Source organism: Wolbachia endosymbiont of Kerria lacca (genome assembly GCF_051602725.1).
Taxonomy (GTDB): domain Bacteria; phylum Pseudomonadota; class Alphaproteobacteria; order Rickettsiales; family Anaplasmataceae; genus Wolbachia.
The window spans coordinates 1,309,725-1,323,212 of the sequence record NZ_CP192272.1 but is presented as its reverse complement, the minus strand read 5'-3'; the positions used below and the strand labels follow the sequence as shown (position 1 = coordinate 1,323,212).

Here is a 13,488-nt window from a genome sequence, read left to right as displayed (position 1 = left end):
AAATAAAATCAAATAAAAAAACTTATTATAAACTGGACAGTCTGCCATATCTTTAAGTAAGCTTATTGGAACATGAGTCAATAATTCTCTAATAGAGAAAACCAAATCCATCATGATAATTGTGGAATGTATCATGATAATTGTAGAATGTATCATGATAATTATTATGCAAACCAAAATGATTATGATATAAATCAAATTGGCCATGGTGTAAATTAGGTGCATGTGCAAGCATATGAGACTGCATATGCGAGAATGCTGGTACTTTTAACGCATAAGAAGTCATATGCTGTTTTGGCAAAGCGTTACGAATATGAATCATAATAATCCTCTAAAAATATTATAGAACTATTATAGGTCAAAATAATTAAAGATTTAACAACCAGATTGCCAAATTTAGCATAACAACCAACAAGTATGACTCAAATTTTCCTTCAGTTTTTACTATATCTTCACCAATTTTGCATACAGCCCATCTTTACTCATTAGAGAGTCATGAGTTCCTACTTCCTCTACTCTTCCATGATTGATCACTATAATCTTGTCAGTTTTGAGTGCGGTTGATAGTCTGTGTGTGATTATAATTGTTGTTCTGTTTTGCATTAATTTGCTCAGTGCTTTTTGCACGAGGTTCTCACTTTTATAATCAAGGGCAGAGGTTGCTTCATCCAGTATTAAAACCTGAGGATTTTTCAGTATTGCTCTTGCTATTATAATACGTTGCTTTTGTCCTTCGGAAAGCTTTAGTCCTCTTTTTCCTACAAATGTATCAAATTTATCCGGCAGCTTATCAATAAATTCCATTGCATACGCACTGATAGCTGCTTGCTTCACCTCTTCATATTCAGCATCTGGTTTACCATATAGTATATTTTCCATTATTGAGCAAGAAAATATCATGTGATCTTGTGGTACTAAGCCAAACAGCGATCTTAGATCATTTAGCGCAATTGTCTTAATATTCTGTCCATCGATAGTAATACTGCCTTCACTTGGATCGTGAAAACGGAGCAAAAGCTTTAAAATGGTGCTCTTGCCACTGCCAGATGGTCCAACAATTGATACTGATTGGCCTGCCTCTATAGAAAATGATACGTTATTTAATGCTGGCTTATCAGCATAAAAAAATGTTACATCGTTAAACGAAATTCCTTTTTGAACACTATTGATCCTTATAGGATTATCATTATCTAATATAGAGCTTTTCATGTTCATAAATTCAAATAAACGCTCTACAATTCCAAGACCTCGTTGCAAATCACTGATGTTATCGCTTAGATTGTTTACAGCCCCTGCAGCAAGTGCTGAATAAAACACAAATGAGGAGAGTTCTCCAATGGTCATATTATTACTTAAGACTTCTTTTATTCCCAAAAAAAGCAAAACAACTAGCGAACCTATCACACACGTGATAACTAGAGTTACTAAAATAGCACGCAAGAGTACTAATTTTACGTATGATTTTGATACTGAGTTTAGATGTTTCTGAAAATGGATTTTTTCATTTTCTTCGAGTACAAACGATTTGATAGTTACTATAGATCTAAAATTTTCCTCACTAAATGATGCAAGCTCACTTAATTTATCCTGAGCAAAGCGTGCATAATTGCGTACTTTTTTCCCAAGTGAAGTCATGACAATGAGCAGTATAGGTATTATTGCAGCTGCATATGCGGTTAAATGTAGATTTGTGTATAACAGCATTGCAACACTACCAGTTAGTACCACTGCATTCCTCAATATTGTCAATAAGCTGCTGTTTATTATCGATTGCAATGCAGAGGTATCAGTAATGAGTGCTGAGATAACATCTTGCACACCTGTATTCTCAAAGAAACTTGGTTGTAAATCAGTAATACTGCTATATAAGTCATATCTGATTCTTGCGATAACTTTTTCGCTTCCAATGCCAATGAAATATAACCGAATAAATGCAGTGAGAGAGATGCCTAAAACTATCAGTATTGCAACTAATAGATTAGTAGTAAAATTATGCTCTGCGCCAGAATCAATTATGTTGCTTAAGCCCCTACCAAAAAGAAGAATCGTTAAAGCTGAAAATAGAACTGCAATAAACGCTACGGTAAAATAATGTAAACTAGGTTTTATATAGTAAAATAACTGCTTAATGTTAGATTGCATTTTATTTTAAAGTTAAGTATTTAGCTTCAGGAAAAAGTTACAGCATTAGTCTACAGTGTACTTCCTTAGAACAATACGTTCAAGAAACTTTAGCTTCTGAAGGAAAAACGCTGCGAAATTACAGAAAGTTAGCAAAAAAACTACTGAATAGACCAGAGTTTATTTTGTTCCAATATGTAATGCTACTATTCCATAACTCATATTGTGGAACTCAACATTCTTAAAGCCTACCTCTTCAATTTCCATTTTAAAGTTAGTCTGAGTTGGAAATTCTCTTATGCTTTTTACTAGATATTCATAAGAACCCTTATCTTTAGCAACTATGCTGCCAATTTTAGGAATTACTTTAAATGAGTATAAGTCATAAAATTTGGTGAATATCTCATTTTGATAATGCATAGGGGCAAATTCCAAGCAGACAAATTGTCCATTTTGCTTCAATACCCTATATGCTTCACTTAAAGCCCTCTTACGGTCGGAAAAGTTTCGAATACCAAAAGCTACTGTATAATAATCAAATTCGGAATCTTCAAATGGTAAACTCTCTGCATTTGCACATACCCAATTGAAATTTAGCTGATTTGAATTTATAGCTTTATCACACCCTTTGTCCAGCATGTTTTGATTTATATCACATACTGTAACTTGAGCACTTGGCTCCCCTCTTGCTATTCTTATAGCTATATCTCCGGTTCCTCCAGCAATATCCAAAACCTTGGAGTGCTTTTTAAAATGCACACTATTTACCATCTTATCCTTCCATAGCCTGTGCATTCCAAAACTCATTATATCATTCATGATGTCGTAGCAATTTGCTACAGAATCGAAAACCTCTTTAACTAGTTGTGATTTATCCATATTTTATATAGAGATTGCTTACATAATTATTTTAAACTTTAGCAGTTAAATTAATATACTAATGAGAAAAATATACTACAATTAAACATATTTAATCCAGTAAATCATTAGTGTCGACAGCTTTTTCACAAAATATCATCTCTCTTATTATGATATTATCTGTAGCAGTTGTTGATATGGCAACAGACTTATACTCAGTTGCATTGCCAAGTATTGCCAACTATTTTAAGGTGAAAGGTAATATAGCGCAGCTTACGATCAGTTTAAATTTATTAGGAATTGCAATATCTGGATTAATTTATGGCCCATTGTCAGACTATTATGGTAGGCGCCTAATAATGCTTATTGGTATGACAATTTTTACTTTGGCAAGTATTGTATGTTGCATAGCTGATAATATTATACTTTTAATATTAATCCGTTTTATACAAGGAGCTGGAGCTGGTGTTGCAGGCGTTGTCGGATATGCAGCAATCAGGGATATGTACTCAGGTAGTGAATACTCAAGAGTAATCTCAAAGTTAAATATGGTAGTAGCGCTTTCACCTGGAATAGCTCCAGTGGTAGGCAGTTATATAATTTCACATGGTTATAGTTGGAAATTTTTGTTTTTTATCATATCACTTGCTGCAATTACTATGCTCATTTTTATTTACTCGAAACTACAAGAAACGGTGACCGTAAATAAAAGTAAAGCCAGTATTAATATCTTCAAGCAGTATATATTAATATTTAAGAATTATCGTTTCCTTGGGTTTTCAGCCATTCATGGATTAACTTTCATGTGGCTTTGGGCATACATTGCTAACTACCCGTTCATATTTGAATCAATGGGCGTTGAAGTACAATATTTTGGCTATCTCATATCAATCATAGTTATATTTTACATAATTGGAACTTTAATTAATAGAAGGTACGTACCAAAAATAGGAGTGAGCAAGATGTTAATAATAGGTTTGGTATTACCGATGATATCGGATGGTTTATTGGTATATTTTTATCTCACAAACAAGTTAAGTGTACTTATTCTTCAAGTTACTTGGATTCCGAGCAATATCGGGCTTGCACTCGTAATCAGCAATAACGTAACTTCTGCTTTAGAAACGGTCAAAAGTATAGGGCTTGGTAGTGCAGTTCTCTCATTTTGCAATATGATGTTTGGGGCTGTTGGAATATACATAGTAGGAAAATTCTTTTCTTATGGCATTTTACCAAATTTACTATTAACAGTTGTATGTTCTATAATTGTAATTCTTATATATAGTTTACTTAAATATACTGAAAAACACGAAGGATAATCATTATTTCTACAACCCAGATTTCATGAATTATTAATTACCTTACTATAGTAATGCAATTTTATAGAGAAGTGTTAAATGAATTATTCAATCAGAAATATAGATGCTGCTTTACTTGATGCTGCTAAAAGAGGTGATCTTAATGAAGCAAAGCGCCTAATAATTGAAGAAGCTGATGTTAATGCATATGATGGATCTCAAGGTAATTCTCTATATTGGGCTGTTAAAAATAATCATTCTTATATAGCAAAAGTTCTATTAGATAATGGAGCAGATTTTATTGCTTATGACTCTTCTCGAGAACGCCACGTGTTAAATAAATACGAAGAAGTAAAAGCTGAGCATTGTAAGGTTTCTCTACATCTGGCTGCCAGACTTGGCGACTTGAAAGCAGTAGAAGACCTATTAAAGAAAGAAGCAAATGTTAATACAAAAAATGATAAAGGACAGACTCCTTTAGATTTAGCTAAGACAGAAGAAATAAAAAATCTATTACAAAGCATAAAAGATGCCAATGACAAATTGCTTGAAGCTGCTAAAAGCGGTAATATTGATGATGTAGAAAATCTGTTAAATAGAGAAGAAAAAGTACAGGTTAACGCAGAAAATGAATTTGAAGAGACCCCTCTACACTTATCTGCTCAAAATGGACATAAAGACGTAGTGGAATTTCTACTCAGCAAAGGAGCAAAAATTGATGCAAAAAATGAATTTGAAGAGACTCCTCTACATTTGGCTGCTCAAAATGGACATAAAGGTGTAGTAGAATTTCTATTCAGTAAAGGAGCAAAGGTTGATGCACAAAGTGATGATCTAAGCACCCCTTTACATTTTGCTGCTAAATATGGACATAAAGACGTAGTAGAATTTCTACTCAGCAAAGGAGCAAAGGTTGATGCACAAAGTGATGATCTAAGTACCCCTTTACATTTTGCTGCTAAAAGTAGATATAAAGATACAGAAAAGATAGTAAAATTTCTACTTGATAAAGGAGCAGACGTTAATGCACAAAATAATGCAGGAGAAACCCCTTTACATTTAATTCTTCAAAAAATAGACCTAGATATAGATACAGATAAATTCTATACTCTACTGAACAAAAAAGGCATCAATGTTAATCTAACAGATAAAAATAAAGAGACTCCTTTGCATTTTTTTTTAAAAAAGAAAGCGATGGAGATACCTGAATTGGACGATCTACTGAAAGTAGAAAGTATCAATGTTAATTTACAAAATATAGATGGAAAGACTCCTTTACACCTGGTAATTGAAAAAAACAACTGGAATACATTGCCTAATGTATCGTGGAGCCGTGAAAAGATGGTCGATATTCTAATAGGAATGAAGGCAAATGTTAATGCAGTAGATAAGGATGAGAGGACTCCTTTACATTGGGCTGCAGGATATGGTAGAAAAGAGATAGTAAAAGCTCTAATAAACGCAGAAGTAAATGTTAACGCAGTAGATAAGGATGAGAGGACTCCTTTACATTGGGCTGCAAACTATGATAGAAAAGAGATAGTAGAAGCTCTAATAAACGCAGAAGCAAATGTTAATGCACAAGATAAATATGGAAAGACTCCTTTAGATTTAGCTAGCACAGAAGAAATAAAAACTCTATTACTAAAACCCCCCAAAAAAATTGATGACAGTATAGCATCAAAAGATAATGAAGTAGGTCAAGAGGAAGATGCTGAGCAAGAAGGTAATGCCCAACTAAGTTTACAAGAACAAGAGGAAGAATCACAGGAGATCAGTGCAGAAGAAGAAAGTGATGTAAAAATTGAAGCTGCTGATAATGGACATCTTCCTTATGCAGAACCTACACAAAATAGAGTATCGACAAATGAAGAGCAACCGAGCTCTTTTTTCGATAATTTGCTTAATATAATTATGAAGCCCTTTTCTTTAATTGCATCATTTTTTGGTGGCTTTTTTTCATGGTTGTTTGGATCTGATGAACCATCAACTGAATATGATCAAATAATTGCACCAAGTAACTCAGGAGGAGAGGAGCTAACAAACTATCAAGAGGGTGACAATAATATTATATAATAGATTTCTTGCATAACTGGCATTCAAAGGAAAATCAGTTGATGTCATGAAAGTAGCTGACACTGGCACCCAGTTAAATTTACGGAGTATAATGGATTCCAGTGGGCTTTGTTGCACAGCTCTTCGGATAGTGGGTAATGTATAATAAATTCATGAAGCTATATCAAACTTAGCCATGCCTATTTCAGTAAATTTGTTAAGCAAATAACACTTGAGTAGCAGTTCCTTCTCACGATTAATCTCAGATTTATTCCTAAAACTAAATCCAAATATTTGCTTCAGTCGCGAGAAAAAACTTTCTATATAAGATCTCTTCCAATAATTTATCTCTTTTTTCCACCTCTTCATACCATCTTCATCATATGACTTTATGAGCTTGATTGTAGAATTTCTCTCATTCATATAATCCAACTTTGGATGCTCTACTGCATTATTTTGCGGAGGAATCCTTGTCTTTATGTCAAGCTCATCGCACAGTTTGTATAACTTCTTTCGATTATATGCCCTATCTGCATATATCGTGCTTATGTTATACTTGGTATCCACTCTTTCAATAAGATCACAGGCTCCATAGTGGTCGGAATAAACTCCACTACTGTATTTTGCAGCTATAACTTTTTTACTACCTATCTCTAGCATTACATGTAGCTTTCTTGTTTGCTCATAGCGGCGATACTTTCTATCTGTACCATTTGCCTTACTATGGCCTGGAATATTATTGTAGATGCTGATACCTGTACTATCTATAGCAATTTCAATATCTTCCATATCGTTCTTATCAACTCTGCAGTCGTTGATTTTGATATTAAGCTTTTTAAACCTTCTTGAAGCCTGCGAATAGCTGATAATTTGCAAAATTTTCCCTATTTGCTCAAGATATTTCTCTATAAATCCCACTGTTTGCCTAAGACCAATCCTGAATAGATAGGTTATTATGTGAATTAGAATCACTACTTTGTCGCTGTAGACATTGTTGCCACCTGCTACTTTTGGACTATTTTCGTACCAATTTTCAATGGCATCGTTGATATAATGAAAAACATTTCCCCTTTCTTGAAGAAATTTGTTATATTCATTGCAGTTACTGACTTTCATTCTTATTGGCATATTTTTCCTTTGTCGGCTAAATATCTATTTTATAACAAATTCCATCAGTAACTGCCTGTTCTTTCCTTGAGTGGTGCAACAAAGCCATTCCAGTACTGGAATGACAAGAAAGGGAGCACTGACTTGAACATTCCCCTGAACAGATACCTTGATACATTAAAGTTTCTAGGTTTGAGTAGTGAAATCCGATTCAGTGTGAAAATTAGCAAACTCCTTTTTAAGCTGTAGAATAAAATTTTTTATTTTAATGAAAAAATTGCTTCCGCATACTCAAGATGCCATTATAATGATGGTAGAGATATTTAGAGAGCTCAAAATTTATCTTGGTCTGCAGACCTTTTAACCAATTTTTCAATAAAAATTCAGCTACATCTGTTGTGTGTACATTCTGAATCTTTTTTATACAGGAGGATTTTATGTCCAGAATTCCAGATATTTGACCTTTACTTTAGCTAACAACAGGCGCCTGTAGTTTTTAGAATTAGTGTTAACACGGTTTTTCTACTTTTTTTTTCTTAATGTTTTAACTCAATACACACCATCATCATTTACTGCTTCTAAATATATCATTGCTAAACACACGCCGCTGTGTATTTCTATAGATAACTCATTGCCTAGACTTCGATTAAAGCAAGAATTCTTTCCTGGAAAAGCAAGGTTACTATGGCATAGTTCCCATTGTAATCCTTTAGTTGATATTTGAGCTTTCGGTATACCAAGTAAGGATATTTTAGTATTTTTTAGCAAAGAGGAAAAATAGCTAATACCTTTTTGTAAGGCGTACCCCACCATGGAAGGCGAAGGCATATAAAAGATACTATCTGTACTTGAAAAAATGTTGATATTTTGTAGTATATGATCAATTGCTCCTCCAGTAATACCCGTTACTATTGATGGCAATAACTTTACTGTTTTTAAGTGAGCCATTGCTTTAGAAAAGTCGCAATAATCTTGATCAGGTAGATATACTGTATTTAAGTTAGCACGTAAATTCGGATTTATACTATCCAAATCTCCTATTACAAGATCAGGTTTTACGCCAATTGATAGAAGCTTATTTGCTCCTCCATCTACAGCAATAACAGGTATATCTTGTTTAAAAAACGATGAATCAGGTATTTCTCCATTTAGTACTACAATAGAACGATATTCTTGCTCCACGCTACAATGTAGCATATGGTTATAAAACGCTTCGTGCAGTTTTTGCATCGTAGTAACATTTTTGAACAATTGATATTATACTGATCACTAATCCAGCAATATTACTGAGTATCATAAAAGTTAAACCCTGACAAATACCGTAAATAAGCCAAGATGATGAAAAAATAAGATAATTCACCAACATTAGCATCGATACGTCACGAGTAAGTTTTGTGATATATGCTCTATATACTTGAGGCAATAACCCAATGAGAGATGTAATGAACGCGATGAAGCCAAAGCATTCTTCAATATTTATATACATACATTTTCCTACGTTTGTTTTAACAAGATCAGGTTCAAAGGGTTGTACTTTATGTACTCTCAGCTTTTTTAGAGCACCCCTAATGCGTGTAATTTATAACATCATTTAGTCTATTAATCAAGAAATTAACAGTGACTTGCATTCATGAAACCCAATCGGCTTCTATGCTAATTATTATCCAAACTAATAGTCGGCTGTGCATCCTGCTCAGAGATCAGAGCAACTAGCAAATTGTTTATCAATTGAACCTTTTGTTTTCCATCCAATTGTAAGCTTTTATTTTTTTCAAAATGGGCTATTACTTCTTCGATAATTCCTATTGCATTTTGCACTATATGCTTTCTTGCAGAGGTGATGGCATGTGCTTGTTGACGCCTCAGCATTGCTTGTGCAATCTCAGATGAATAGGCCAAATGCGATATTCTTGCTTCTGCAATTTCAATTCCAGAAATATTCAATCTTTGTTGTAGCATTGACCGCAATTCATTTGAAATTTTGTCAGAGTTTTTACGCAAAGATTCTTCATCGTTTTCGCTATCATACGGATAATTACTTGCCAGTTCTCTAATTACCGAGTCACTTTGCACAAAAACAAAATCATGATAATTATTAACATTATAATATGCCTTCGCAGGACTGCTCACTCTCCAAACAATTACTACTGAAATCTCTATCGGACTTCCATTAGCATCATTAACTTTAATTTTTTCTGTATTGATATTCTGAAATTTCAAAGAAACTCTATATTTACTCGAAAACGGAAGCGTTACGCATATTCCAGACTTAAAATAAGTTCCAATATAATGACCAAAAAACTCTATCACTCTTGCTTCATTAGGATCATTAACGAAAAATCCTTGAGAAAAAGTCAATATTGAAACAGCAGCAACTCCAAGTGCAATTGTGCTGTCATACACAAAAAGTACCAATAAAATTAACCCTAGCGCTATTAGTACAGGAAAAGCCCGAATTTTACTTAGATTTCTATCATTTATTGTATTTTTATCTGTACTGTCTTCATCAGATTGCTTTTTCACTTGCACCCTCTCTGCTGATTATTTCATCTACCTTACTTACAAATAATTTAAACTCTCTTAATTCACAATCAGGCAACTTTATCTCATTGCCATGAGCTATCGTAAGCGGATCAATATGTTTACCATTATATATAACTTCATAATGTAAATGAGGTCCTGTTGCAACACCAGTGCTGCCAACATAAGCAATGATTTGTCCCTGCTTTACTTTAGAGCCTAACTTTACATCGCTACTAAATTTGCTTATATGTGCGTAACAAGTTGAATATTTATTGTTGTGCTTTATTTTGATGTAATTCCCATAGCCACCATTCTTTCCTATATATTCTATTACACCTTCTGCAGTGGCGTGTATAGGAGTGCCAAGTTTAGCTGCATAATCTACTCCTTTATGAAAAGCAATTTTACCATGAATGGGATGCTTTCTATTACCAAAATTCGAGGATATACGAAAATCTCCGTTTAAAGGACTTACGAAACTCTTTAAGCTTATCCCCTCTTTATTAAAATACTCTTCTTTGCCGTTTTGTGACTCATAATAATATAAACTTATAGCTTTATTGCTTGTTGTTAGTGAAGTATATAAAATTTTTTCTTCAGCCTTCTGATCACTCTCACACAGAACTTCCAACTTGCTTTTGGGCACAATGTCTTTTTTAAAATCTACACCATAACCTTTATATATGTCGATTAATCTCATTACTGTATTTGGCGCCAAACCTTCTGCGTCAAAAAAAGAGGATTTTATGTCACTGGATATGAATAACAACTTTCTATCACTTTCTGTCACCAAAGCAGCTTTTTTTTTTCTGATCCCGTGCTGAAGTAACGCTGGAAAGTGGTTTAGGTTGCTTTCTGTTATTCCAGTGCTTGAACAGTTTTTTAATCGAAAATGTTGTATAGCGTGCTGTTTACAATCAATTTCCAGTGTCTGGGCACTGGAATGACAATAGTATTTCTGCGCAAATGTTTCAGTTGCATATGCTGGTAAAATACAAAGCAGTGGAAGTATTACCAGCCTCATAGTTTATCAGCAAAAATAAAATTACCTTCAACATACTGCACATCATCATTATCTTCTAGCTCTTCAACTAATATAGATAATTTATCAATTAATTCTTTGTCGCTAACTTCAATCAGGTCCTTTGGTTGCCATGAAAGACGAGCAAGTTCTGGTTCTCCAAATTTTGTATAGAAAGCATCACGCACTCTACCAAAATCTTTCACTTCACAAGTTATAACATATAATTCTTCCTTGTTATTTTCCTCAACATTCAATACTTCTAATTCAATTCCATAGTTAAATAAATCTTCAAAATTTATACCCTCTGCTTTATAGACAATTAAGCCTACATGATCGAAAAGGTAACTCACACATCCTGTTTCTCCCAAATTACCGCCTTTGCGAGAAAAGATATAACGTATCTCAGAAGCAGTTCGGTTGCGATTATTTGTCAGAGCATGGACAATAAGTGCAGCACCAGAAGGTCCGCAGCCTTCATATTGTATTTCTTCATAACTTTCTCCAGCAACGTTACCAGCTGCATTTTTTATTGCTGTTTCTATTTTATCTTTTGGTAGATTTTCCTTTCGCGCAGAAAAGATAGCAGAGCGAAGACGTGGATTAAGCTCGGGATCAGTTAGCCCTTGTTTTGCAGCAACTGTTATTTCCCTAATGAGCTTCGTAAATTTTTGCGAGCGCTTTGCATCCTGAGCACCTTTTCGATGTTTTATATTTGAAAACTGTGAATGACCAGCCATAAGAAAACTAATTCACCCCTTCTACTAACATATTTTCATACTGCTCAGCTTCTAAGTCAAGGCCAAGAGCTAAGTGAGCTGTTATTAAATAACTAATAACTCTAGAAGAATATTTAGAATCTTTATTGCTTATCATATCTTGAAAACGCTTAATTGCTGCTAAATATTCACCACGCTTTAGGTAAAATTCACCAATAGAATACTCTTTTTTTGATATATGTTCTGTGATTAATTTTTCTTTTTCTTTGATCTCTTCTATATATTCGCTATTCGGAAAAAGATTAATATATTCAGTAGCTAGCTCTAAAGTTTTATATGCAATTTGTTGCCCAAGCTGCACTTTATTAATTTGCATGTAATAAGATAGTACTCTTAAGTAATATACATATGGCAAATCTTCACCATTTGGATAAACGTATATATAATCATCTATATCACTTGCAGCACTGCTGTAGTTACCCATATTATAGTAAGAAACTCCAGATAATAATTTTGCTTTCATTGCCCAATAAGATAAAGGATACAAATCCTCTATCTTTTGAAATGCTCTAATAGCTTGCTTATATTTTTTCTGATCATAAAGCTTAACTGCCTCCTCATATAGTTCAGTTTCAGTGTGTTCAAGATCATTCGCATATAACTGCGTGAAGGGGCAAGTCAGAAGAAAAAAGCATATGATTAAAGTCTTATACATAAGATTTTTTTTGATCAAAATAAAGTATAGACTAAATATTACCTAAATAAACAAATTTTTGGCATTATCATCGAACGAAAAGCGTCTCTTGGCCACCATTACCTATATTGCTCGCACCACCACCTATTGCAACACCCTTTCCACTCACTTCTACGTTCTCTAGCTTTCTACTATAAGAATGTGTGATCAATCCACTTCCTACCATCAAAAGAGCAATACCTACCAGACCTAAAGCAGGCCCAACAGCAGATGATGCTAATGCTACTCCAGAAATCAATATTATTTTCCTGATTAGTAATAAAGAAGAACCAGCGAGCATTAACTTAGCTGAAGACATATTGCTTGTCTTTTTTTCAAACTTCTCATCAAAGTCTTGCTCTTTTTCTACTTCATATTTTTTACTTTTCTTGTACTCGCGATAGCAGAAAGTAGCACTCGCTACAAAGTAAAATAGACTAGAAATTGAAAAAGCTACGTCTCCTATTATTCCTTGCTCCAATGCTTCACCTACTATGCTAGCCACAATAACTAATGTAACTAAAGCAGCATCAGCATAGTTAAAGTAATCATCAACGGTACAAGGAAGGTCTCTCTTTTCTTTTTCTACTGTTTTCCCACTTTCAATATTCTCCAATTCTCGTTCTTTTTGTGCTATTTTTCTATTATTATAAATTAAATATAGCGTGCAAATAAGGGATAAGACTGTGAAAGGTAATATAGTATGGCCTAATGAGCTGCTTATAAGGCCAAGTAATACCTGATCGCTACATGTTTTTTCGAGCTCAATTGCCATCAATAATGCAAATGGAACCATTGTTACCAATGATACACATTTCCTATGTAGCTCTCTTTTTTTTAGTGTTAATAGTTCTTGTTCGAGCTTTTTGCTTTTTTCTTCCTCTCTTTCTTTTCTGACTTCTTCATCAACTGTTGGCCAAAAATCCCAGAAAAAATCTTCCATTTTAGCACCTTTTTTACCTTTGGATCTTTTTAAAAAAAACTTAGTGCCTGTAATACTAGTCATATGAACAGACCAACTTATGAACTAATACATTATATAGGATTTTAATT

Annotated in this window: 14 protein-coding genes and 1 riboswitch; of the genes, 2 read left to right on the top strand and 12 right to left on the bottom strand. The window is 33.7% G+C overall.

The features are described from left to right. Nucleotides 1–88: 88 nt before the first annotated feature. The 3 genes from ACQ4M0_RS06255 to ubiE form a co-directional block, all read right to left on the bottom strand. A complete protein-coding gene (locus ACQ4M0_RS06255; RefSeq protein WP_438456398.1) occupies nucleotides 89–322 on the bottom strand; it encodes a hypothetical protein in 234 nt (77 codons plus the stop codon). A gap of 122 nt (nucleotides 323–444) precedes the next feature. Further along, nucleotides 445–2,142 carry an ABC transporter ATP-binding protein gene (locus tag ACQ4M0_RS06250; protein ID WP_213863932.1) on the bottom strand — a complete coding sequence of 566 codons (1,698 nt, stop codon included), beginning with the start codon at nucleotides 2,140–2,142 and terminating at the stop codon, nucleotides 445–447. Nucleotides 2,143–2,301: 159 nt separating this feature from the next. Continuing rightward, on the bottom strand, nucleotides 2,302–3,000 hold the full coding sequence (ubiE, locus tag ACQ4M0_RS06245) for a bifunctional demethylmenaquinone methyltransferase/2-methoxy-6-polyprenyl-1,4-benzoquinol methylase UbiE (RefSeq protein ID WP_052265047.1): 699 nt from the start codon (nucleotides 2,998–3,000) through the stop codon (nucleotides 2,302–2,304). 149 nt (nucleotides 3,001–3,149) lie between these two features. Here ubiE and ACQ4M0_RS06240 point away from each other — a divergent pair, with 149 nt between their 5' ends. Beyond that, entirely contained in the window at nucleotides 3,150–4,298 is a 1,149-nt protein-coding gene (locus tag ACQ4M0_RS06240; RefSeq protein ID WP_438456397.1) for a Bcr/CflA family efflux MFS transporter, read from the top strand. A 78-nt stretch (nucleotides 4,299–4,376) separates the two neighbouring features. Next, nucleotides 4,377–6,353 carry an ankyrin repeat domain-containing protein gene (locus ACQ4M0_RS06235; protein ID WP_007302582.1) on the top strand — a complete coding sequence of 659 codons (1,977 nt, stop codon included), beginning with the start codon at nucleotides 4,377–4,379 and terminating at the stop codon, nucleotides 6,351–6,353. 150 nt (nucleotides 6,354–6,503) lie between these two features. On the opposite strand, the gene ACQ4M0_RS06230 is transcribed toward ACQ4M0_RS06235, so the two are convergent. The 9 genes from ACQ4M0_RS06230 to ACQ4M0_RS06190 form a co-directional block, all read right to left on the bottom strand. Then, nucleotides 6,504–7,460, bottom strand: a complete 957-nt coding sequence (locus tag ACQ4M0_RS06230) for an IS5 family transposase (RefSeq protein ID WP_213863789.1) — start codon at nucleotides 7,458–7,460, stop codon at nucleotides 6,504–6,506. A 16-nt stretch (nucleotides 7,461–7,476) separates the two neighbouring features. Then, nucleotides 7,477–7,617, bottom strand: coding sequence for a hypothetical protein (locus tag ACQ4M0_RS06225; protein ID WP_438456396.1), 141 nt, complete (start codon nucleotides 7,615–7,617; stop codon nucleotides 7,477–7,479). A gap of 371 nt (nucleotides 7,618–7,988) precedes the next feature. Then, complete coding sequence (locus ACQ4M0_RS06220; RefSeq protein WP_213863930.1) at nucleotides 7,989–8,669, bottom strand: thiamine diphosphokinase; 681 nt, start codon at nucleotides 8,667–8,669, stop codon at nucleotides 7,989–7,991. Continuing rightward, nucleotides 8,641–8,925 (bottom strand): SemiSWEET family sugar transporter, encoded by a 285-nt coding sequence (locus tag ACQ4M0_RS06215; protein ID WP_026097271.1) that lies wholly within the window; start codon nucleotides 8,923–8,925, stop codon nucleotides 8,641–8,643. The genes ACQ4M0_RS06220 and ACQ4M0_RS06215 overlap by 29 nt, the downstream gene beginning before the upstream one ends. Then, a riboswitch (TPP riboswitch) is annotated at nucleotides 8,914–9,016 on the bottom strand. It overlaps the preceding gene by 12 nt. Nucleotides 9,017–9,092: 76 nt before the next feature. Further along, a complete protein-coding gene (locus ACQ4M0_RS06210; RefSeq protein WP_438456395.1) occupies nucleotides 9,093–9,962 on the bottom strand; it encodes an SPFH domain-containing protein in 870 nt (289 codons plus the stop codon). After that, nucleotides 9,946–10,986, bottom strand: a complete 1,041-nt coding sequence (locus tag ACQ4M0_RS06205) for a M23 family metallopeptidase (protein WP_019236938.1) — start codon at nucleotides 10,984–10,986, stop codon at nucleotides 9,946–9,948. Before ACQ4M0_RS06205 ends, ACQ4M0_RS06210 begins: the two co-directional genes overlap by 17 nt. Beyond that, nucleotides 10,983–11,723, bottom strand: coding sequence for a YebC/PmpR family DNA-binding transcriptional regulator (locus tag ACQ4M0_RS06200; RefSeq protein WP_019236937.1), 741 nt, complete (start codon nucleotides 11,721–11,723; stop codon nucleotides 10,983–10,985). Before ACQ4M0_RS06200 ends, ACQ4M0_RS06205 begins: the two co-directional genes overlap by 4 nt. 7 nt (nucleotides 11,724–11,730) lie before the next feature. Next, on the bottom strand, nucleotides 11,731–12,417 hold the full coding sequence (bamD, locus tag ACQ4M0_RS06195) for an outer membrane protein assembly factor BamD (protein ID WP_019236936.1): 687 nt from the start codon (nucleotides 12,415–12,417) through the stop codon (nucleotides 11,731–11,733). A gap of 67 nt (nucleotides 12,418–12,484) precedes the next feature. Next, nucleotides 12,485–13,441, bottom strand: coding sequence for a hypothetical protein (locus ACQ4M0_RS06190; RefSeq protein ID WP_007302576.1), 957 nt, complete (start codon nucleotides 13,439–13,441; stop codon nucleotides 12,485–12,487). Nucleotides 13,442–13,488: the final 47 nt, after the last annotated feature.